At 56.9% G+C, this 21,025-nt stretch carries 16 protein-coding genes; 8 read left to right on the forward strand and 8 right to left on the reverse strand.

The window, feature by feature from the left end; translation table 11 throughout:
• Positions 1-299: 299 nt before the first annotated feature.
• Positions 300-2,339 (reverse strand): flagellin N-terminal helical domain-containing protein, encoded by a 2,040-nt coding sequence (locus UH5x_RS03650; protein WP_482634745.1) that lies wholly within the window; start codon positions 2,337-2,339, stop codon positions 300-302.
• A 331-nt stretch (positions 2,340-2,670) separates the two neighbouring features.
• Between UH5x_RS03650 and UH5x_RS03655 the strand changes: the two genes are divergently transcribed.
• The 3 genes from UH5x_RS03655 to UH5x_RS03665 all read left to right on the forward strand — a co-directional run bounded on the left by UH5x_RS03655 (position 2,671) and on the right by UH5x_RS03665 (position 5,203).
• Positions 2,671-3,090: a bifunctional nuclease family protein gene (locus tag UH5x_RS03655; RefSeq protein WP_047815460.1), complete on the forward strand. Its 420-nt coding sequence runs from the start codon at positions 2,671-2,673 to the stop codon at positions 3,088-3,090.
• 92 nt (positions 3,091-3,182) lie between these two features.
• A complete protein-coding gene (gene panC / locus UH5x_RS03660; protein ID WP_482634746.1) occupies positions 3,183-4,034 on the forward strand; it encodes a pantoate--beta-alanine ligase in 852 nt (283 codons plus the stop codon).
• Between the two features lie 200 nt (positions 4,035-4,234).
• A complete protein-coding gene (locus UH5x_RS03665; protein ID WP_047815461.1) occupies positions 4,235-5,203 on the forward strand; it encodes a UDP-glucuronic acid decarboxylase family protein in 969 nt (322 codons plus the stop codon).
• A 33-nt stretch (positions 5,204-5,236) separates the two neighbouring features.
• On the opposite strand, the gene UH5x_RS03670 is transcribed toward UH5x_RS03665, so the two are convergent.
• The gene (locus tag UH5x_RS03670; protein ID WP_482636117.1) at positions 5,237-6,376 is read right to left on the reverse strand and encodes an FtsX-like permease family protein; all 1,140 of its coding nucleotides are present in this window, start codon (positions 6,374-6,376) and stop codon (positions 5,237-5,239) included.
• 104 nt (positions 6,377-6,480) lie between these two features.
• Positions 6,481-7,683: an ABC exporter membrane fusion protein gene (locus UH5x_RS03675; protein ID WP_236696381.1), complete on the reverse strand. Its 1,203-nt coding sequence runs from the start codon at positions 7,681-7,683 to the stop codon at positions 6,481-6,483.
• Positions 7,684-7,853: 170 nt separating this feature from the next.
• Here UH5x_RS03675 and UH5x_RS03680 point away from each other — a divergent pair, with 170 nt between their 5' ends.
• Positions 7,854-9,047: an ATP-binding cassette domain-containing protein gene (locus tag UH5x_RS03680; protein ID WP_047815463.1), complete on the forward strand. Its 1,194-nt coding sequence runs from the start codon at positions 7,854-7,856 to the stop codon at positions 9,045-9,047.
• A gap of 197 nt (positions 9,048-9,244) precedes the next feature.
• On the opposite strand, the gene UH5x_RS03685 is transcribed toward UH5x_RS03680, so the two are convergent.
• Entirely contained in the window at positions 9,245-10,150 is a 906-nt protein-coding gene (locus UH5x_RS03685) for a sigma-70 family RNA polymerase sigma factor (RefSeq protein ID WP_236696307.1), read from the reverse strand.
• 562 nt (positions 10,151-10,712) lie between these two features.
• Here UH5x_RS03685 and UH5x_RS03690 point away from each other — a divergent pair.
• From UH5x_RS03690 to UH5x_RS03705, 4 genes are all read left to right on the forward strand, one after another.
• Complete coding sequence (locus UH5x_RS03690; protein WP_047815075.1) at positions 10,713-12,227, forward strand: MFS transporter; 1,515 nt, start codon at positions 10,713-10,715, stop codon at positions 12,225-12,227.
• A gap of 131 nt (positions 12,228-12,358) precedes the next feature.
• Positions 12,359-12,778 carry an OsmC family protein gene (locus tag UH5x_RS03695; RefSeq protein ID WP_047814984.1) on the forward strand — a complete coding sequence of 140 codons (420 nt, stop codon included), beginning with the start codon at positions 12,359-12,361 and terminating at the stop codon, positions 12,776-12,778.
• Positions 12,779-12,865: 87 nt separating this feature from the next.
• Positions 12,866-14,260 (forward strand): beta-ketoacyl-[acyl-carrier-protein] synthase family protein, encoded by a 1,395-nt coding sequence (locus UH5x_RS03700; protein ID WP_047814983.1) that lies wholly within the window; start codon positions 12,866-12,868, stop codon positions 14,258-14,260.
• Between the two features lie 172 nt (positions 14,261-14,432).
• Entirely contained in the window at positions 14,433-15,203 is a 771-nt protein-coding gene (locus UH5x_RS03705; protein ID WP_236696306.1) for a hypothetical protein, read from the forward strand.
• Positions 15,204-15,467: 264 nt separating this feature from the next.
• Here the strand turns inward: UH5x_RS03705 and UH5x_RS03710 are convergent, their stop codons facing one another.
• From UH5x_RS03710 to UH5x_RS03725, 4 genes are all read right to left on the reverse strand, one after another.
• Entirely contained in the window at positions 15,468-17,036 is a 1,569-nt protein-coding gene (locus UH5x_RS03710; RefSeq protein ID WP_482634747.1) for a nitrilase-related carbon-nitrogen hydrolase, read from the reverse strand.
• Positions 17,037-17,124: 88 nt separating this feature from the next.
• Positions 17,125-19,131 (reverse strand): biosynthetic arginine decarboxylase, encoded by a 2,007-nt coding sequence (gene speA, locus UH5x_RS03715; protein WP_047814981.1) that lies wholly within the window; start codon positions 19,129-19,131, stop codon positions 17,125-17,127.
• A gap of 43 nt (positions 19,132-19,174) precedes the next feature.
• Entirely contained in the window at positions 19,175-19,696 is a 522-nt protein-coding gene (locus UH5x_RS03720; protein ID WP_047814980.1) for a hypothetical protein, read from the reverse strand.
• 182 nt (positions 19,697-19,878) lie between these two features.
• Positions 19,879-20,898 carry an FAD:protein FMN transferase gene (locus UH5x_RS03725; RefSeq protein WP_482636118.1) on the reverse strand — a complete coding sequence of 340 codons (1,020 nt, stop codon included), beginning with the start codon at positions 20,896-20,898 and terminating at the stop codon, positions 19,879-19,881.
• Between the last annotated feature and the right edge of the window lie 127 nt (positions 20,899-21,025).

Consider the following 21,025-nt stretch of genomic DNA (forward strand, 5'->3'; position numbering starts at 1 on the left):
GTGATGTTCCCTCCGTGATGAGGAAACGAATCCGTGTTGCGTTCTCCAGCTAGGTTAGGATGCGTGACAGGAAGCGACGGTGCCTCGAAAAAGCTTCCCAATCGTTGCCGTTTGACATCGGTGACGTTGCATAATCCGAACGCGAGACGCTTGAAGTCGACCGTGAACCGTCAACGACTGAGACAGTTCGCTGATTAAATGAAAAAAGCAGAAGCGAGCCTGGGCTCACTCCTGCTTTTTGATGTTGGAAGTCTCGGCTCAACCAGCGAACTTTGTTGCCGATCGAGATGAAGCGGGGATTAACCCAGCAACGACAACACGTTCCGTGGGTTTTGGTTTGCCAATGACAGCACGTTGGTACCGGATTGAACCAGGATTTGAGCACGTGTCAGGTTGGCTGATTCTTGAGCGAAGTCAGCGTCACGGATCGAGCTTTCAGCTTCTTGCAGGTTGGCTTTGGTTTCGTTCAGCGAAACCATGTTGCTTTCCAGCGTTGTGCTTTGGAACGAACCCAGACGACCACGCAGACCGACCACTTTGCCGATCACTTCGTCGATGACCTTGGCGGCACCTTCGACGTCGTTGGTCAAACTCTTGGATTGGCCACTGCCCAGTTCGTAGAGACGTCCGGACGCTCCGCCCAATTTGCCCGTCGAAACGCTGCCAATCCCCAAGCTTGCTTGCTGGGTGCTGGTCACATCGGGACCCAATTGGAATGTGGCTCCACCACCGGTGATGCTGAAGCTGAAGTTGGTGCTGCTTCCGTCATCGACGGTCAAGCTCAAATCCAACGAGCTGGTGTTGATCGACAGGCTGTTTCCGTTGCCGTTGGCGGTCACACCGTTGACGGTGGCAACCACGTCGGTACCGGTCGAACGCACGTTGTCGAGGCTCGCCTCGAAAGTTCCGCCTGCACCTTCACTGATGACGTCGATGTTGACCAAGGAATCACTGCCGTAGGTGGTCGAGGTGAATTCCAAGCCGTTCGTTGCGTCGGCTTCCACACCGGTGCTGTCAGAAACCAAGTTCACTGCGGCAGCAATTTGATCCTTGCTTGTTCCAGCACCGAAGTTGAACGTTTCAGCTCCGTTCTCGCCGTTGAGCTGGAAGACCAAGTCTGCGTTGAGGGTTTCGCCACCGGTGCTGCCGGTGTCTAAACTGTCGATGCCGTCGGCGATATCGACTTGGGCGTCTGCGTTGGCGGTTACGTTGAAGGCTTGTTCGCCGTCGACTTGCACCGATTCGATGACGGTTGCCAAAGCGGATGCGTCTTGAGGGGCACTGCTATTGACGGTGACCGTCAGAATCTTTTGATCTTCGTCGTATGAAGCTTCGTTTGCAGCACCCGACACAAAGTTGATCGAAACGTTGTTGAAGTCCGAACCAAGCGAGGCGGCGTCGATTTGCAGTGCGGCTCCATTGGAGTCAACGGTGGCGGCGGTGGCTGCCGCTGCGGTACCAGGAGCTGTTGCTCCGGTCGCGACAAATCCTTCGATGGAATTGATCGCAGCCTGAATCACTTCGGCGTCGGCATCAGCGTCCACTTCACCTGGGTTCGCTGAATCGCCTTCGAAGTTGCCGGTGATCGTCAACACGCCGGTATCGGAGTCGAACGAAGCCTCGCCTGGTCCTGAAGCGTTGCTGTCATTCGTGATGACGATGCTGGTCAAGCCTTCGCCAGTGATATCGATGGTTTCACCATTGATCGTCTGTGCGGCTGTTCCAACATCGGGAGTGCTGGCAGTTGCGTTGGCAGGCGTCGTGAACCCGGAATCACTGGCGGTTGCACTCGCTTGCGTCGCAGCCGAGTTGATGACCACTTCCACGTCGATTTGACCGGTTTTGCCGAGCTTGGCTTGATCAATCGAGACGTCGCTGACGCTGCTCACGCTATTGGCAGTGCTGATGAAGTCTTGGGAACCGTCGAGCAGCTTCCGACCTTGGAAAGTCGTCGTTTGTGCGATTCGGTTGATGGCTTCGAGCGAGCTGTCGATCTGCAATTGGTTCGCAGCGATTTCCTCGTTGCTCAACGCACCCGAGTTGGCGGCTTCCACCACCAGACCACGAACGTCGTTGAGCAAGTTGCTGACTTGGCCCAGGGCACTGTCGGCGGTGCTGATGATCTGGCTGGCACGTTGCGTGTTGCTGATCGATTTGGTCAGTCCAGTGATTTCACTTCGCAGCGCTTCGCTGGCAATCAAACCAGCAGGGTCGTCGCTGCCCGAGTTGATTCGAAGACCGGTGCTCAAACGAGTCAAAGATTCTTGCAGGTCATTGTTGCTGCTTTGGAGGCGGTTCTGTGCGACCAAAGAAGAAACGTTGGTGTTGATCCGAGTCATGTTATTTATCCCAAAGATGGGTTGATGTTGAGTAGAAGGGGTCAACCAGTGGGGTGCCGAAGCAACGGAGTGACCCTGGACAAAAAGCACTTGGCTCTGCGTCCACCTCAACCATGGGACGCGTTTGTGATACGTGCGGTGTGTGCAACCCCAAATTCGTTGCCCTGGGAGGATTTCCCTTCCCCGCTTCCGCACAACCGGAATAATCCGCGACCCTCATCATGGAAGGCATCGTTGGGCTGCGATATCATGCAATGGTCGAGCCTGAAAACTCGGCCCATGCGAATTCATTGATTCGCATGCATTCTGGAACCTTTTGGCGAATTTTTTCATGACCGTCCAAATGCAACTCGCTCGGATCATCATTTCCGAGCTGACCGACAATCAAGTCATTTATCTCAAGGAAGTCGACGGCACCCGCCAATTCCCGATCATGATTGGAATCTTCGAAGCCACCAACATCGATCGACGTGTGAAAAACGACTACGTCCCCCCGCGACCGTTGACCCACGATTTGATTGTCAACGTTGCCGAATCGCTCGATGCAACGATCGAACAAGTCGTGATCAGCGATTTGTCCGAGCACACGTACTTTGCACAGTTGCACCTGCGGACCCGGGACGGCGAACTGATCGAAGTCGACGCCAGACCGAGTGATGCCATTGCCGTGGCGGTCACGTTTGATCCCCCGTTGCCGATCTTTGTCGCGGAAGAAGTTTTGGATGGTGCCACCGGAACCAACGACGATTGATTCACCGACGGTGAATCGTCATCGCGTCATGTTTGAATTGGCCCGTTTGGCGTTCTCGCTCACTTTCCCCGGTTCTCGTTCAAGGCCCTCTGTTGCAAACGTTTTCCACCATTGATTCCATGCGCGCATGGTGTCGCCAACAATCCAGTGAACAACGAACGATTGGGTTGGTGCCCACGATGGGTGCGCTGCACGAAGGTCATTTGTCGCTGGTTCAGGCGGCAAAGGAACGCTGTGACCACTGTGTCACCACGATCTTCGTGAACCCCACCCAGTTTGCTGCCCACGAAGACCTCGATCACTATCCCCGGCCGCTCGAAGAGGACTTGGCCAAGCTTCGGCAGGCCGGTGTCGAGGCGGTCTTTCTGCCCTCGGCGGCGGAGATGTATCCCGAGCGAGCGGGGCAGGTTGCGACTTCGGTGCAGCCCTCGTCCGTTGCGTTGCCCCTGGAGGGGGTGCATCGCCCGGACCACTTTGTTGGCGTCGCGACCGTGGTGTTGAAATTGTTTCTGGCTGCCCCGGCGGATTTCGCGTTCTTTGGTCGCAAAGACTTTCAACAGCTCTGTGTGATCGAGCACATGGTGCGGGATCTGAATCTGCCAACCCAGATCGTTCCCTGCGAGATCATCCGCGAACCGGACGGCTTGGCGATGAGCAGCCGCAACCGGTATCTCTCCAAGAGCGAACGCCAACGTGCACTGTGCCTGTCTCGTGCGCTTCAGGAGACAGAAGCGGCGTTTCGCGGGGGAGAGCGAAGCCCCCATCGCCTGCAGGCCATTCTGGCCGATCATCTCACGGATTGTGACAGCGTGGATTACGCCGTGGTGGTGGATCGAGAGAGTCTGTTGCCGGTCTCAGAGATCGAACAAAATGTGGTGGCCCTGATAGCAGCTCGGGTGGGCTCCACGCGGTTGATCGACAATCGTGAATTGTATGTTGATTGAAAAGCTCCTGACTCGCTGGCTTGGAAAGCATTCGCAATCCGTGTAACGCTCACGTTCCGAATGGTTGACCAACGCCCCAGGATCGTCCCCCGTTTCTCATCGCATTCGGCTCGCCCAGGTCACCCGACCGTGTAGAATTGTGGGTCTTGTTCAATTTTGACTTCTGACCGACAGACGGTTATCTGGAAACGGCTTGATCGATGATTCAACGCATTTTGGTAACGGGCGGCGCTGGCTTTCTGGGATCGCATCTCTGTGAACGGTTGGTGCACGAAGGGCACGACGTGATCTGCCTGGACAACTTCTTCACCAGCCAGAAGTCGAATGTGGTTCATCTGCTCGACAAACCAAACTTTGAACTCATTCGGCACGACATCACACTGCCGATCCACCTGGAAGTCGACCAGATCTACAACATGGCGTGCCCCGCCGCTCCAGGGCACTACCAGTTCAACCCCATCAAAACGATCAAGACCAGCGTGATGGGATCGATCAACATGTTGGGGATCGCCAAACGATGCGGTGCTCGAATTCTGCAGGCCAGCACCAGCGAGGTGTACGGTGACCCCGAACAACACCCCCAAACCGAGTCGTATCGAGGCAGTGTCAATCCGATCGGCATTCGGGCTTGCTATGACGAAGGCAAGCGTGTCGCCGAAACGTTGTTCATGGATTATCACCGCAGCAACAACGTTGACGTCCGGATCGTTCGGATTTTCAACACTTACGGACCACGGATGCATCCCTTTGATGGACGCGTCGTTGCCAACTTCATCCGGCAAGCGTTGGCGGGCGACGACATCACCATCTTTGGCGACGGCTCGCAAACCCGATCGTTCTGCTACCGAGATGATTTGGTCGAAGTCATCATCCGAATGATGAATTGCGATGGGTTCATCGGACCGGTCAACATTGGCAATCCCCACGAGTTCACCATTCGTCAACTTGCGGAAAAGACGATCGAGCTGACGGGCTCGAGCAGTAAACTGATCGAAGCACCCTTGCCGTCCGATGATCCGACGCGACGCCGCCCTGACATTTCTCTCGCCAAAGAGAAACTGGGCTGGGAACCAAAGATCGAATTGGATCAGGGGCTTCAGCACACCATCGAATGGTTCAAAACCATTCACTTGAGCGACTACCGCCCGCCGACACCGAATTTCAGCTGAGCAGCCGCCAGCAAGGGAATGGCCGAAATCGCGTCAGAACAAATTCGCAGGTTCAGCGCGAATCAGCTTGCGAATCGCGATCAGTCCCGCCGCGTTGCACATCAGCAACGACAAGGCGGCGACCAGCACCAACCAAGTGAACGTCATGCGAATCGGAACGCCGGCCAGTGCCGAAGTGATGGCGTAAAGCAGCAATGCCGCCAGCACCGAGGGCGGAAATGCGATGGTTGCTAGCAGCGTGGACTGGGTCAGCAGCGTTTTCATTAGGAACCCGGTGCCGTAGCCCATTGCCTTCAACGTCGCGTACTCGCTGAGGTGAGCTTGGACGTCGGAGGCCAGGATCATGTAGCTGATCACACCACCAACCACGACCGCCAGCACCACGCCCATGGCGAAGATCATTCCGATCGGCGTTTCGGTGTACCATCGCCAACGTTCTGCCGTTTTCGCATCATCGATGGTGAGTGCTGTGGCAGAGGAAGCCGGTCCCGCGAGCGAGTCCAATCGTCCGGCAACCATCTGGCATCCTCGCTCTCGCGTCACGCCCTGCGTCAGCCGAATCAGCAGCAAGGAAACCTCTTCGTCGCTGCTGCCCGGAACAAGCTTTCGAAATGTTTCGCGTGTGCACAACAACGCTCCGTTGGCGGCCAGTCCCGTGCCCAGATGGAACGTCCCGACGATTTTGGCGGGCGTCCCAAAGACATCGGCAACGGTCCCAATGTCTTCCGGTCCGAACTTCACCCCGTTCTGAGGTCCAAAGTCGGGCTTGGTTGCATCGTCAACCAGAACAGCGCCTTCGACCAGCAGTTTCCGCCGCATCTCCAGCGTCAGCTCCGGCAAGTCAAACGCGGGGGCGTTCAAATCGATTCCCATCACAGCAATCGCTCGCGGATCTTGGTTGTTCGGGTTGATCCACTGGGTCACACCGATATCAAGCGGAACGGCTTCGTCGACCTCATCAATCGATTTCAACCAAGGCCGAAGCTCATTCCGAGTCTTGGAGGCATCGTAAATGTGCAAGTAGTCCGGGGAACGCACCAGCAAGTCACAGGGCATTTGGTCCAGCAACACCGTGGCGGTGTCACCGACACTGCCGAGGAACCCCAGTTGCATGAACATCAACAGAATCGAGAAACCGATCCCGCAAATGGAGACCACCGTGCGAATCCACATGTGACTGAGGTTGGACCATGCCAGCGACGTTCGCACCACGCCGAGGCGTTTGCGGCGTTTCTTGCCCGACCGCTTGGCAGGCTTCGCAACAGTGGCCGTTTCCGTCACGGCTTCGCTGCCGACGCCACTTCGGCCGACTTTGCGGAGCGGCCGGCTTGGATCTCGACGTCGACCTGCAATTCGATCAGGTGACTCGCACTCTCGGCGTCCCCCGCGTCAATGGCGATCACCACATCCGCGGAATAGCGATCCACCGCCGCCATCGGGTACGGACTGGCCAACGTCGGAGGGGCGATCAACGAATGAATGCGTTGAACTTTTCCATGCAGCGGGTCCCGCAGGGCGGGTGATGTGATGATTGCGGTTTGTCCGATTTCAACTCGGGAGAGATCCGCGACGTTGACTTCCGCCACGCAGACCATTTGCGTCGTGTCCGCCAGATGCATCAAAGCGGACACGCCGGTCGCCGTTCCGATCGTCGCGTCGACGCGAAGCACACGGCCTTTGGTGGGAGCGACCAACCGTGACGTGGCCACATTGAATTTCAACAGCTCGATTTGTTGCTTCAACGATTCCAACGAAGCGGATTGTTCGGCAGCGATCAAGGACAACTCCGTCGCACGAATTTCTTGTTCAGCCGAATCGACACCAAACTGGCCTTCGTCGATGGCCTCTTCCGCATCTCGCAAAGCCGATTCGTATCGAGCCTGCGATTCGCTGACTTTCAACGCTTCGGTGTCCAGGGCATTCTCTGATACCAAGCGTTGGCGTGCAGGGTCGCGGGAGGCGGTTTCCAGTTGACGCAATCGGCGTAGCCCCAAATCGGCGGCTTGTTTGAGCAGGTTCAATTCCCCGCCGTCGGCCTTGGAATCTTTGAAACGCTTCTGTGCGTCCTTCAACTTCGATTCAGCTTGCTTCAGTGACGAGCGAGCCACTTGTAGTTTGGCTTCTCCTGCCGCTCGCTCCGCTGCGATCCGTCGTCGAGCTTCGTCCAATTTGGTTTGGGCGATGGTCAGTTCGAGTTGCCGGGCGGGAAGACTCTCCAGTTCCATCAGCACGGTCCCGGCAGTGACATCTTGCCCGGAATCCACAAAGATTTTCGCGACGCGATCTCCCGGTGCTGCCATGACCGCCAGAATTCCTCCTCGAGGCTCCAGCGTTCCGAGTGCCATGACTCGTTGCAACGCCACCGTTTGAGTGGGCCTGTCGGGGTTCGTTGATTCATCGGAACGGCCCGCGGATTGGCCATCACAGCCGCAGATCATCGCGAAAACCCCGATCGCGAGCGTGAGGGGCAATCGGATCATGCCCGGTGGGATCGACCTTGCGGGGATCGGTTGCTTGGCTTGGGGCACGAGGAACAACTGCAGAAACGAGGTGACACGAATTCGGGACAAGTTGCTAAGGTAACGTTTTTCCGCTCCGCCGGGCCATCGCGATTGACGGGTCTGGCACGCAAAATGTCCCGAAAATTCGCGTGAAAATTCCCTTTCGAAACGAAAATCCGACCGCCAAGAACGGAGTCCGTGCGACCGCTTCACGCGGGATCACGCCCGAGATTGCCTTGGACGGCTCCGCTGCAATCGATGTTCGCGGTGTGAATCACTACTACGGGACCGGTGATGCGCGGAAACAGGTCCTGCACGACAACCATCTCCAGGTTCAACCTGGCGAAATTGTCATCATGACGGGGCAATCCGGTTCCGGCAAAACAACGTTGCTGACGCTGATCGGCACTTTGCGTCGTGTCCAAGAAGGCCAGTTGAACGTTCTCGGCCAGCCGCTTCACGATTTGTCGCAAACCAACATCGGCTCGCTCCGCAAACGATTGGGCTTCATTTTCCAAGCCCACAACCTGTTTGGTTCGCTGACTGCTTTGCAGAACGTCCGCATGGCGTTGGAACTCCAACCCAACCGTGCGTCTCGCAGTGAAGAGAATGAACGCTGTGCAAAAATGCTGACAGCCGTGGGGCTGGGGGATCGCATTCAATACAAACCGGGAGGTTTGTCCGGCGGACAGAAACAACGGGTCGCGGTCGCCAGAGGCCTCGTCCATCAACCCGACATTTTGTTGGCCGACGAGCCCACCGCGGCTTTGGATGAAGAATCCGGACGGCAAGTCGTCACGTTGTTCCAACGCGAGGCGCGTGAGCGCGGGGTAGCGATCGTGATCGTGACGCACGACAACCGAATCTTGGACGTCGCCGACCGCATCGTGAAGATGGACTTTGGGAAAATCGCTCGCGACACCAATCTGAACGAAGCCGCCGTGCTCGGTGAAATGCTGTCGCAGTGCAGCGTGTTCTCCGGCGTCGCGATCAGCACGTTGACCGAATTGTCACGCAGCATGACGCGAACCGAACACGGCCCCGGCGATCGAATCGTGACCTACGGTGACGTCGGCGATCGCTTCTACTTGATCCGCGAGGGCCGCGTTTCCATCCAACAACCCACCCATCCCGGCGGCGACGATTTTCGCGAGGTCGCAGAGCTGACCGAAGGTGCCTACTTCGGCGAAACCGCTCTGCTGACCGGAGAACCTCGCAACGCACACGTGGATGCAAAAACCGAAACGGTGACCTACAGTCTCGACGCGGCCACTTTCGCCGACGTCATGAGCCAGCGCAAATCCATCGAAGAAGAGGTCCGCAGCTCGCTGTTTGCCGAGTGAATCGGAATTCGCAAGCCACTGCTCCCATCCCCGCGTTCGCGGGTTGCCCTCCAACCGCGTTCGCTGGCTTCGTGGAGCAGGTCGGCTGGAATGATCGGGCACAACCATGTGAGCCGTTTAGGCGTTCGCCCCGGTTGCGCGTGAAAACCGTGGCCAACGCCAACGGCTCACATACCCGATGACACCTGCGTACCTGCTTAAAAACCGCGATCGCGGGGATCCGTCAACCCATCGGCTAAACGACGCAAGGCTTCCGTTTCGATCTGGCGAACTCGTTCTCGCGTCAGCCCCAGCTCAGCACCGATTTCTTTCAACGTCATCGGTTCGACGCCGCCCAACCCAAACCGCAGCTTCAGAACGGTGGATTCGCGTTCTTCCAAGTCCCCCAGCAAACTCATCGCGTGTTTGAGGATGTCGTGATCGAGCATCTCCTCGTCGGGAGCCTTCAGTCGATCGTCCTGCACCATGTCGCCCAACGACCATCCCGCCTCGGTCTGATCGCTTTGCGGCGTTGAGTTGTTGATCTTGATCGCCTTGCGAATGATCGGCAACTTCTTCTTGGGCAACCCGAGCACGCGAGCCACTTCTTCGTTGGTTGGCGTGCGTCCCAGTTCTTCGTTCAAGCGTGCGGTCGCTCGGCGCCACTTGCTCAACAACTCCACCATGTACGCTGGAATGCGAATGGTTTTGGCTGAGTTGATGAGCGCCCGTTTGATGGACTGCTTGATCCAGTAACTTGCATAGGTGCTGAACCGAGTCCCGTGGATTGGGTCAAACCCTTCGACCGCACGCAACAACCCCAGGTTCCCCTCTTCGATCAAATCCTGCAGTCCGAGACCTTTGCCCGTGTAACCACGCGAGATGTTCACAACCAACCGCAGGTTTGCACGAACCATTTGGTCGCGAGCCATCACGTCGCCTTGAGCGATGCGGGCCGCGAGTTCGAGTTCTTCCGCGGCGCACAACAACGGGGTTTCGTTGATTTCGCGAAGGTACGTTTCCAAGGGCGACTGAGCCGCTTCACTTCGGCGTGTCGGCGTTTTGCGGCGACTCTTTTTCAGCAGCGAGAGTTCGTCCTGCTCCAGAGATTCGGATAATGTCATCGGTGGCGATCCGGTCGGGAAAGGGAGGTGGTTCCGACAAATCACGAGTCGATGCATCACTGCGACGATGCTCGTCATCAACCCGAACGCGTTCCCTGTTGTTCAGTGGCAAATGGGAGGTGCCAGTGAACGGAACGCTTTGGAGTCAACGACGACAAACGTCATTCCAAGTGTGATGCCTACAACGACGCGGGGAGAGATCGGTCGGGAGGTGGTCACAAATGGTTTCGACCAATTCCAGCCCCAGAAATCAGAGGTTGTTAAAACGTTCGGCTTGTGTCGGCCGCAACGGTGGTTCCGGCTGGGCAAAAGCCGGGGAGTCGGAGGCTTCCACAGGAGGATCGCGCGCTGGCTGTGAACCTGAACTCGCGCGGTGGCGTGCTCGACGTGGCAACTTGAATCGAACAGAACGATTTTGCTCCGAGAACGACAGCTGAGTCGCAGCGGACTGATTTTATGCCGCTCAAGACCGATTCCTCGCGAATCGAAATGCAACTATACTGCCGCAATCCTGGCGTCAACAGCCGTTTAATCCCCCCTACAATCTTCCCAAGAGATGCCGATGGACAATCGCAAGAAACTGCTAATCGCTGGAATTCTAACCCTCATCGCCGCTGGGATCGGGTTTGGGGTTCGCGGGGGTTTGCTGGGCATCTGGGCTGGCCAATACGGATTCACCATGACGGAACTCGGACAGATCACCGGTGGTGGTTTGGTCGGCTTCGGGGTCGTGATTCTGTTCGCAGGCTTCTTGATCGACGTGATCGGATACAAAAAGTTGCTGATGGCGGCACTTGTGTGTCACGTTGTTTCGGCAGCAATGTTGTTCATGGCGACGCCGGTGTTCAACGCCAGCGGCAAGGACGCCGTCTACGCCATTCTGTACTGGTCGATGTTTATTTTTGCGGTCGGAAATGGGATTTGCGAGGCGGTGATCAACCCGCTGACGGCAACCTTGTTCCCTGATCAAAAGACGCACTACCTCAACATTCTGCACGCCGGCTGGCCAGCTGGTTTGGTGCTCGGCGGACTGATCGTGTTTGCCTCCAGCATTGTCGCTTGGGAAATCTTGATGGCGGCGTTCTTGATCCCTGTTTTGATCTATGGGTTCATCGTTTTGACGGAAACGTTCCCGCAAACTGCTGCCCAGGGCGGCAACATCTCTTACGGTGGCATGATTGGTCGCCTGATCGGCCCGTTCTTCCTGATCTTGCTGCTCGCTCACGCTTGCGTTGGATACGTTGAACTCGGCACCGACAGCTGGATCAATAAGATCACCGGCAGCATCCTGAACAGCGAAAGCACCGGAACGACCCTGTTCATCTACACGTCCTTGTTGATGACGATCTTGCGATTCTTCGCTGGCCCCATTGTCCACCGGATTTCGTCGCTTGGTTTGCTCTTGGTCAGTGCCGTCATCGGTGCCTGTGGTCTCTACCTGATCAGCATCGGCACGAACGTTGGCTTCATGTTCTTGGCCGCTTCGGTTTACGCCGTGGGCAAAACGTTCCTTTGGCCAACCATGTTGGGCGTCCTGGGCGAACGTTATCCCAACAGTGCCACCGTCGGCATGGCAATCATGGGCTGCGTCGGAATGCTCTCGGCAGGTTTGTTGGGCGGTCCCGGCATTGGTTACAAACAGGATTACTACGCTTCTCAGCAGTTGGAACAAGCCGCTCCGGAAACGTTTGAGCGGGTCAAGGCTCCCAATGAGAACCAGTTCTTGGTCTTCCCCGCCATCACCGGTCTGGATGGAGCCAAGTCCAAGATGATCCAGGACTCGGGAGCCGCGATCGAAGCGGACCGGGAATTGGCTGGCGAAGACTGGGACGACCCCAAATACGAAGAATTGCGAAAGCAATACACTTGGTGGGAAACCAACAAGGAATTCGCGGTAGTCGACAGCGAACCTGTTTCAGTCGCAACGTTGTATGGCAGCCGAATGGCTCTGCGTGTGACCGCTTTGGTGCCTTGCACGATGGCAGTCCTCTACCTGATCTTGCTGGTCGGCTTCAAAGCTCCCAAGCATGAAAATGAAGAGTTGGTTGCGGAACTGGAAGCGGAAGCTCCAGCCTGACCTGCGGATGCTCGACCGGTTGAACAACCGGAAGCTTCCCACCAAACTCGCGGGCGGAACTTTGTTTCCGCCCGCGTTTTTTTTTGAGCGTTTGCTCCCTCCGTGTTCCTCGTTCTGATTGAAAGTGACGCATGTCCGTTGAAATCACTGCGGTTTATCAAGGTCAACTTCACTGCGAAGCCACTCACGGGCCCAGCGGGACTCAACTGCTCACTGACGCGCCCACCGACAACGGTGGACGCGGTGCCTCATTTTCTCCGTCCGATTTGGTTGCCACCGCATTGGGGACTTGCGTGATGACAATCATGGGATTGGTGGCGGATCGGCACGAGCTTGACTTGAGTGGAACAACCATTCGCGTCGAAAAGGAAATGGCCAGCACTCCGGTTCGCCGAATTGCCAGCCTCAAAACTCGGGTTGCGTTTCCGGCAGGTTTGGAATTGCTACCCGAGATGCGAGATCGACTGATTGCGGCGGCACGGAAATGCCCCGTTCATCAAAGTTTGCATCCGGACATTGACGCACCAATCGATTTTGTCGACCTAGATTGACAGGCACGGTCTGGTTTCAAGCCATCAATCGGATCATACTGCTGCCACCCGCTTGTCCCGTTTTCTCTTGTTTTGACCGATTCTTTCATGAACCGCAGTGACATCGTGATCACCGGCGTCGGTGTGGTTTCATCGATTGGTTTGGGGCGGGAAGCCTTCACGCAATCTCTGCTCCAAGCGAACAGCGGAGTCATCGAACTGGTCGATTCCACGGTGGGCGATCGGAATGCAACGGCTCGGTTCAAGTTTGAGGAAGGCCACTCGGGACCGACCCAGCCCGAATCTGCGGTCGAGATTGGCGCCCCGATCACCGAATTTGACCCCAAGCAGTACGTCAAACCGCGAAAAGCGTTGAAGGTGATGTGCCGCGAAATCCAGACGTCCTTCGCAGCCTCCCAGATGGCGATCGAGGATGCGGGTCTGACCTCGCTGCTTCCCGCTGAACCGGCCGAACTAGCCAAGAAGTCGGGACGCATCGCCGTCGAACGAATTGGGACTGTGTTTGGCAGTGAAATGCTGTACGGGGATCCCGAGGAACTCGCCGACGCCTTTGCGGCCTGCAAAACCGAAGCCGATGAGATCGATCGTTCCAAGTTTGGAAACGCGGCGATGCGGTCGATCACGCCGCTGTGGATGTTGAAGTACCTGCCCAACATGCCTGCCTGTCACGTTGGGATCGCCGTCAATTCGCATGGTCCCAACAACACCTTGACCGTCGGCGATGTCTCCGGCCCCAACGCGGTCCTGGAATCCTGTGGCTACCTGCGTCGTGGGATCGCGGACATCATGGTCGCCGCCGCGGCCGGGTCGCGGATGAACACCACCCGAACGATGTTCACCGAAGATCAACCGCTCACAGGTGCATCGGATCCTGTCTGCCGCAGCAGTCGCCCTCACGCAAAAGACGCTCAGGGAATCGTACGAGGCGAAGGAGCGGCGTGCTTGATCTTGGAATCGGGGGAATCTGCCTCGTCGGGAAATCGCAAGCCCATCGCCAGGGTTCTGGGAATGGCTTCGCGTTTTGTTCCCTCCGCTGCGTTTGCTGCGGGGCAGTTCACCAGTTCGTCTGAAAAGAACGCTGGACGCGGGTCATCCGCCGCGATTGAAATTGCCATCCAAGCTGCCTTGTCCGACGCCGGATTGACGGCCAACGACATCGGGTTGGTGGTTGGACACGGCATGGGCGACCCGGTGATTGACGCTCAAGAAGCTGAAGCGATTACGAAGGCTTTGCCGGGTGTGCCGGTGACTTTGCCCATCGGATTGCTGGGGCACACTGGTGCGGCGACAGGAATGCTGGGCCTCATTGCCGCAGTGGTTGCCGCCCAACGAGGCGTGGCACCGCCAGTGGCTCATGCTTCGGATTGCCCGGAGCCTTTGAATGTCGTCGCCTCATCGACTCCGTTGACCCAGCCCAATGTGATCGCGTTGTCGCACACATCCCATGGATCAGCGACGGCGATCATCGTTTCCGCAACTTGAGGAAAAACGTGGTCGCCGTTGTGATATCGACAAACGAATCACGCAACCGCTTCTGATTCGGACTTGAGGCAAATCAACAAAGTTGTTCGTCGCCACTGCGGCTTCTCGGCCGAAGTCAACTCAGACAGACGCGTGAGGCGGTCCTCGCGTCATTCGAACAAGCCCCCGGCAAATGAGCCGCAGTTTGTTCGCCCCTGTGCATCCTCCCAATGCCAAGCTGAGCGACGCGATGACAAAGACACGATTCGAATCCATCCTGCGAATTGCCGTGGCCCTTGTGGGGTTCGCTGCCGTGACCTGGTCGGCATCCTCCGCCCATGCCGTCGAAGGCACTGAGCTGACCAGTCGCAAAGCGATTTGGGCACCCCTGCTGCCGACCTACCAAGGCGACTCCGGTGACTCAGTTGGTTTCCTGACCGACATTCGCGGTCATCACCGCTTTGATGGGTACCGAACCAGCGTCGAAGGAAACGTCACCTACGCCGTTTCCGATAACACTGAAATGTACGGCTTCGACGCCATCCTTCGTGACACGTGGACCTTTGGGGTGCACGATTTGTCCGCTGGTACCGGCTACAGCCAAATGGAATGGAAGCAAGAGATCAGCGACAACGAGCTGGACAACTCCTACCGCGGTGCCGTCGTGGTGGCCGGTTGGGAAACTGCATTCGGTCGTCGCCCCGTTTGGGTTGACCTGCGTCTGGGGCTCTATGACCTGGATGGGCAATTCGTCAGCAGCGACGGACTGACGACCGGCTCAAACAACAAATTCACCACCACGTACGGCATCGATGTCAAACATGACATCTGCGTGTGGGGCATTCCCGGTCGCACCGTCCTCGGAATCGACTACCTGGCCGACTACGCAACGTGGGATGGAGCGAACATGGGCTTCGATGACGCAGTCGTGCTCAAAGCCGGTTTTGAGCTCCTGCTCTACTAAGCAGCTAGGCAGGAATGAACGGGCAGAACCATGCGAGCCGTTTGGCCCGTTTGCGTGAGGGATCGCGAAACCGCTTCGGCACTGGCCGAGTTTTGACATTGTTCGGTTCAAGAAGCCGCCATTGAAAAGACAACCACAGCAAAAGGAGCGTGTGCAATTCAATTTGTACGCGCTCCTTTTTTGTAGTTTTGTGGAGGGTGACTCGGGCCAGGCTGCCGTTCGACGCAAGCGTGGGCGGTCGTTTGAATCCGACCCTCGGCTTGCCTACTGAGGACCTTCGGCTGGGGGTGTCTCGGTGACGTTGTACAGGTCCAACCGGCGGTCGTTCCAGTTCTGCACGCTGCCTTGTTCTCGATGTCGGCGTAGCAACTCCAGGTCAACGTCATAGATCACGACGGTCTCGACATTCGGATTCGCTTCGGCCCCAATGCCTTCACGAGCGAACGTGACATCCAATGGCGTCAGCACCGCCGACTGGGCGTAGTGAATGTCCGCGTTCTCGCAAAACGGCAGGTTCCCAGTGCAGCCCGCGATCGCGACAAAAACATGGTTTTCGACACAGCGTGCGGCAGCGCAAGTCCGCACACGCAAGTAACCATGTTGGTTGTCCGTGTTGAACGGAACGAAAATCAGTTGGGCGCCCTTCTGAACCGCAATTCGTGATAGCTCGGGAAACTCAATGTCATAGCACACCTGAATGCAGATCGGTCCACAATCGGTTTGTAGCACTTCGATGCCTGGACCGCCAACGACGCCCCACCACTTTCGTTCGCTGGGTGTGATGTGCAGCTTGTACTGCTTGTCGATTCCCCCGTCTCGGTGAAACAAAAACGCGACGTTGTAGAGTCGTTCGTCTTCGATCACAAAGTGGGAACCGCCAATGATGTTGGTGTCAAACTTGACCGCCAAGTGGCTGAACAATTCCAGGTACTGCGGCGTGAACTCCGCCAATGTCCGGGCGGCTTGTCCCGGTCGCTCATTGGGCAGGAACGAAAGCAATTGCGTGGTGAACAACTCAGGGAACAACAAGAAATCACATTTGTAATCCCCCGCCACGTCGACAAAATAGCGTGCTTGCTGAGCGAACTCTTCGAAGTCTTTCACTGCCCGCATCTGATACTGGACCGCACCGATTCGCACCGGACGGACAGTGCGGCGGAAACGTCGCTTCGCCGCCGAGACATAATCAAGGTTCCGCCATTCTAAGAATGTCGCGTAACCGCAGCTCTGCATGTCCGTTGGCAAGTAGTTCGGAATCAAGCCTTGTAGTGAGAACCCGTTTGCGATTTGCGCCGTGAGAACTGGATCGAAGAACGTTTTGTCGATCACTCGGTCAATGTACTCACTCGCCTTCATCTCATCGGCGTGCAAGTGGTAGCCCGGAATGCGTCCACCAACGATCATCTGTTCGATGTTTCGTGAACGACAGAGTTCCTTGCGGGCGTCGTACAAACGCCTCGACAAACGCATCCCTCGAAGATCGGAATGCACCATGATTTCGATGCCATACAGCGTGTCGCCGGTGGGTTGGTGGTTTCGAATGAAGCCACTGTCGGCGATCTTCTTGTAGTCGTGCCATTCCAAGTCGTCGTCGTAGTGCAGCAACAAACTGCTGCTACTGGCGACCAACTTCCCGTCGCATTCGATCACAATCTGGCCTTCTGGAAAGTGCGCCAGCTGGCTTTCGACTTGCTCTCGTGTCCACGGTTGCATGTCAGGGAAACAGGCGAGCTGCATCTCGACCATCGAATCGTAGTCCTCCAGCCGCATGTTTCGGAGAATCAGTTCGCGTTCGAAGTTCGAAACGTCAAAGTCAGGTGTGGGCGACGACATAAAGGGCAGTCATAGAACCGAAGAGAAGGAAACGACTCAAATCGAACCGTGCAAAAAGTCTGCCACGGAACCACAGCAGATCCACGAATCATTTTGTTCGTGTCGACAGATACGTGTATCCGCTGAGTGCGCGTTCGTAGGCGGCGACGGTCTCGCCAGCTTGCTGATGATCGATGCTCCCTTTGCCAATCGCGGTTTCTACCGAATCTTGCAGGTTCTCGATCAGCTCACGGTCCTCGTACTGGACGTAGCCCAAGACCTCCGAGACCGTGTCGCCTTTGACGATCGAGCGGACCTTGGTCACACCGTCCTCGATGTCCACGTGGACCGCATGGGTGTCGCCAAACAAGTTGTGCAGGTCTCCCAGAATCTCTTGATAGGCACCCACCATGAACACCGCCAACTGATAGGGTTCGCCGGATTTCAGCGGATGCAACATCAATGTTCGCTGCCGTCCACCGCCGCCAACAAACGCGTCAACCTTGCCGTCGCTGTCGCAGGTGATGTCCCCCAGCACCGCGTGGCGGGTTGGCTTTTCCAGCAACCGATGGATCGGCATGATCGGAAACAGTTGATCGATTGCCCAGGAATCCGGCATCGACTGAAACAGAGAGAAATTCGCGAAGTAGATGTCCGACAACATTCGGTCGAGATGCTTCAAATCGTCGGGACGTTCCTTCATTGATTCGGCCAGCTCTCGCACCCGGTGGCAGATCGCGAAGTACAGGTTTTCCGCGGCCACACGTTGTTCCAATGGCAAGTAACCACCACTGAACAGGTTCATGCAAAGATCCAGTGATACCTGCGCGTCGTGAAACGTCTCCATCATGCTGGCTTGCGTCATGTTCACATAACCAACCCACAGATCATGCACCGGTTGTTCGTAAGACTGAGGTGGTCCTTCCATCTCGGAAGTCTCAATGGCTCCGACGGAGTCCATCTCACTGCCCCCGTGATCTGGTGAGACTGGCTCGCCTTCGACTTTTGCCCACGAGGGCAAATTCGCGACGCCTTGCGAGGTCACGCCCAGCGTCTCCATCACCAACACGCTGTGGTGAGCGGCGACGGCCCGACCCGATTCTGAGATCAGTTCGGGGTGCGGCACACCGGCTTCGTCGCAAACCGTTTGCGTGTGATAGACGACGTCATTGGCGTATTCCTGCATCGTGTAGTTCATGCTGGATTCGCTGTCACTGCGTGAACCGTCGTAGTCGACGCCCAGGCCGCCACCGACGTCCAGGTAACGCATGCCTGCGCCGCGACGCACCAAGTCCACGTAGATTCGAGCCGCTTCCAAAATGGCCGATTTCAGTTGCCGAATGTTTCCGATTTGGCTGCCGACATGGAAGTGCAGCAACTGCAGGCAGTCGCCCATGTCCATCGCGATCAAGCGATCCAGTTGGTCGAGCAATTCGGCCACCGTCAGCCCGAATTTGCTGCGGTAACCTCCGCTGGCCTGCCAACGACCGCTGCCTCGAGTCGCCAACTTCACACGCATGCCGATCGTTGGACGCACGCCAATGTCCTTGGCCACATCCAAGATCAGATCCAGTTCGCTGACCTTTTCAACGACGGGCAAGACAACCCGGCCAAGACGCTGCGCCAACAGAGCCAATCGAATGAACTCTTCGTCTTTGAAACCATTGCAGACGACAGGAACGCTGGCATCGCCCATTGCCACCGCCGCGACCAACTCGGGTTTGCTGCCCGCTTCAATGCCGAACCCCAGTCGGGCGCCCTCGCTGACGATCTGTTGGACGACTTCGCGCTGCTGGTTGACCTTGATCGGGAACACGCAGCGGTAGCGGTTTTGATACTTGTGGTCTCGGATCGAATTCTTGAAACACTCGTCCAATTGGCGCAGCCGGTCACGCAAAATCCCGTTGAATCGCAACAGAATCGGCAGGTCCAAATTGCGTTGTCCCAAGCGATCGACCAGCTCCTTCAAGTCAATGCTCTGGGACGAATCCCGGTCGGGTGAAACCAACACCGTGCCCGATTCGGAAATTGAAAAATAACCTCCGCCCCAGCGATCGATGTCGTACGTTTGGGACGCGTCGCTGCGCGTCCATTTGGGATCCAAAACCGAGCTCACCCAGAGTTCCCTGTGTAAGAAAATTGTGTTTGAAACGTGAGAGTCAGAATTGCACCTCTTTCACGCCCCGCGCACCAGTGGGCAACTTCCCAGTTACCGTGATTTCTGTGATTGGATAGCGTCCAGGAACCCAGAATTGGCTGCTTTTGGTGGCAAAGGCGGCTTGGCGGAGAACCAGAGTTTCGCCCACGCCCAGCGGCTTGTCCTGGTACAGAAAGTACTGGCCGTTCAAATTCATCGTGACATTGGGGATCTCAAAGTCCGCTTGGTTGGTCACCACCAAGACATCGTCCAACAACTGCGAGTTGCCTTGCACGGTCATCAGCGGCCGGCGGTCGATCAGAATCTCGACCGGAAGACCATGTTCGCTGGCTTTGCCGAAGATCACTGCGTACAGACTCAGCCCGAACAGCGGGACAAAACAGACCGTCGCCAAAGCGAGGAACAGGCCGCGTCTGGACAACTGAGGCGTCGGCGCGATGGATCGCGGTGGATCATGAACCGCCGGATTCGATTCCGTTGGAGGAGCGGTTGTTGGTGTGGTGCTGGTGGATGAATCGGACATGGAAGGGTGTCAGCGAGGACGATGCAGAGGTGAGGTGTGTCAGCCAGAACGCAATGGAATCAAAGGACCAAACGATCGCCGACCGATTCACCGAAACGGCTGGAAAAAGTTGTGGCTTCGAGACCTGGGCCCGCTGAATGGGCCATCCGCCAACGGGCCGCCAAGGGATGTTCCAACGATGGTCAATTGTCGTGCCAGATCAAGGGCCCCGTTTTGTCGATCGAGACCTCTTCCTGGCGTTTTCCAGCACGGACCAAAATCAATCCAATGCCGTGTTCAGCAGCATACGCTTTCGCGTCCTCGTTTCCCATCACAAACAAAGCGGTCGACAAGGCGTCCGCATCCACCGCATGAGTCGTCGTCAAGGTCAACGACAACCACTGGCCAGCGGGGTATCCCGTTCGTGGATCAATGACGTGGCCGTATCGTTTGCCCTGGTGGTGAAAAAATTGCTTGCCACTGCCGCTGGTCGACAACGCTTCGTCACGCAGCCAAAGCCCGCCCAATCGACGTCCCGGACGAGTGGGGTGTGACACGCCGACCAGCCAACCCGTCGGGGCTTCTTCTTGGGTGGCTGCTTCCTTGTTCCGTTCGGAGACTTCATTGAGTTCCGTTTTGGCGCGGGCGATGTCCTCGGAGCTCGAGGGTTCCAACGGTTGCTGATTGCCAGCCGCCAGAACGCTGCTGTGCCCCGCATGGATGAGGAAGTCACGCATGCCGTCTGCCCGCATCGCTGCAGCCAAAACATCAATCGCGTGGCCCTTGCCGATTGCCCCCAGATTCAACGCCATGCCTTCGACACCAAAGCGAACGGTTCGGTGAGTCGTGTCCAGCATCAGATGTTCCCAACCCACACGAGACCTGGCGAGCTCAATTTCGTCTGGTTTCGGCTTGCGGCCTTCCCGTTTGGTGAATCCCCACGTCTCGACCAATGGCCCGGCAGTGATGTCGAATGCCCCCTGCGTCTTCTCCGCCAACGCATTCGCTTTGACCAGCAGGTCAAAGGTGGGTGGCTTCACGTGAACGGCTTGCTCAAACGCCAACGCGTTGATGCGAGCGATTTCGCTGTCGTCCCGGTAAACCGTGAGAGCTCGCTCGATCTCTTCAATTGCCTCCAGGTGCCGCAACACAACATCGGCGACCGAGCGATTGCCGACCCGTTGATTCTCATCTGGCACCAGCACCACAAAGTCACATGCCATCGCACGATGCGTCAATTCCAACAACTCAATCTTCCCTAAAAGCCAACCTTTTCAATGTTCCCGGCCGTTCGCTGGCCGGCAACACATGATAGGGGCAAGGTCACTCCATTGGGAAACCCCATCGATT

It is taken from the genome of Rhodopirellula sp. UH5 (genome assembly GCF_056839225.1).

Excerpts from the sequence above, each read along its gene's own strand:
- UH5x_RS03650 (WP_482634745.1), bottom strand. The coding sequence starts at position 2,339 with ATGACTCGGATCAACACCAACGTTTCTTCTTTGGTCGCACAGAACCGC.
- UH5x_RS03655 (WP_047815460.1), top strand. The coding sequence starts at position 2,671 with ATGACCGTCCAAATGCAACTCGCTCGGATCATCATTTCCGAGCTGACC.
- UH5x_RS03665 (WP_047815461.1), top strand. The coding sequence starts at position 4,235 with ATGATTCAACGCATTTTGGTAACGGGCGGCGCTGGCTTTCTGGGATCG.
- UH5x_RS03670 (WP_482636117.1), bottom strand. The coding sequence starts at position 6,376 with ATGTGGATTCGCACGGTGGTCTCCATTTGCGGGATCGGTTTCTCGATT.
- UH5x_RS03675 (WP_236696381.1), bottom strand. The coding sequence starts at position 7,683 with ATGATCCGATTGCCCCTCACGCTCGCGATCGGGGTTTTCGCGATGATC.
- UH5x_RS03685 (WP_236696307.1), bottom strand. The coding sequence starts at position 10,150 with ATGACATTATCCGAATCTCTGGAGCAGGACGAACTCTCGCTGCTGAAA.
- UH5x_RS03690 (WP_047815075.1), top strand. The coding sequence starts at position 10,713 with ATGGACAATCGCAAGAAACTGCTAATCGCTGGAATTCTAACCCTCATC.
- UH5x_RS03695 (WP_047814984.1), top strand. The coding sequence starts at position 12,359 with ATGTCCGTTGAAATCACTGCGGTTTATCAAGGTCAACTTCACTGCGAA.
- UH5x_RS03700 (WP_047814983.1), top strand. The coding sequence starts at position 12,866 with ATGAACCGCAGTGACATCGTGATCACCGGCGTCGGTGTGGTTTCATCG.
- UH5x_RS03705 (WP_236696306.1), top strand. The coding sequence starts at position 14,433 with ATGAGCCGCAGTTTGTTCGCCCCTGTGCATCCTCCCAATGCCAAGCTG.
- UH5x_RS03710 (WP_482634747.1), bottom strand. The coding sequence starts at position 17,036 with ATGTCGTCGCCCACACCTGACTTTGACGTTTCGAACTTCGAACGCGAA.
- UH5x_RS03720 (WP_047814980.1), bottom strand. The coding sequence starts at position 19,696 with ATGTCCGATTCATCCACCAGCACCACACCAACAACCGCTCCTCCAACG.
- UH5x_RS03725 (WP_482636118.1), bottom strand. The coding sequence starts at position 20,898 with ATGGCATGTGACTTTGTGGTGCTGGTGCCAGATGAGAATCAACGGGTC.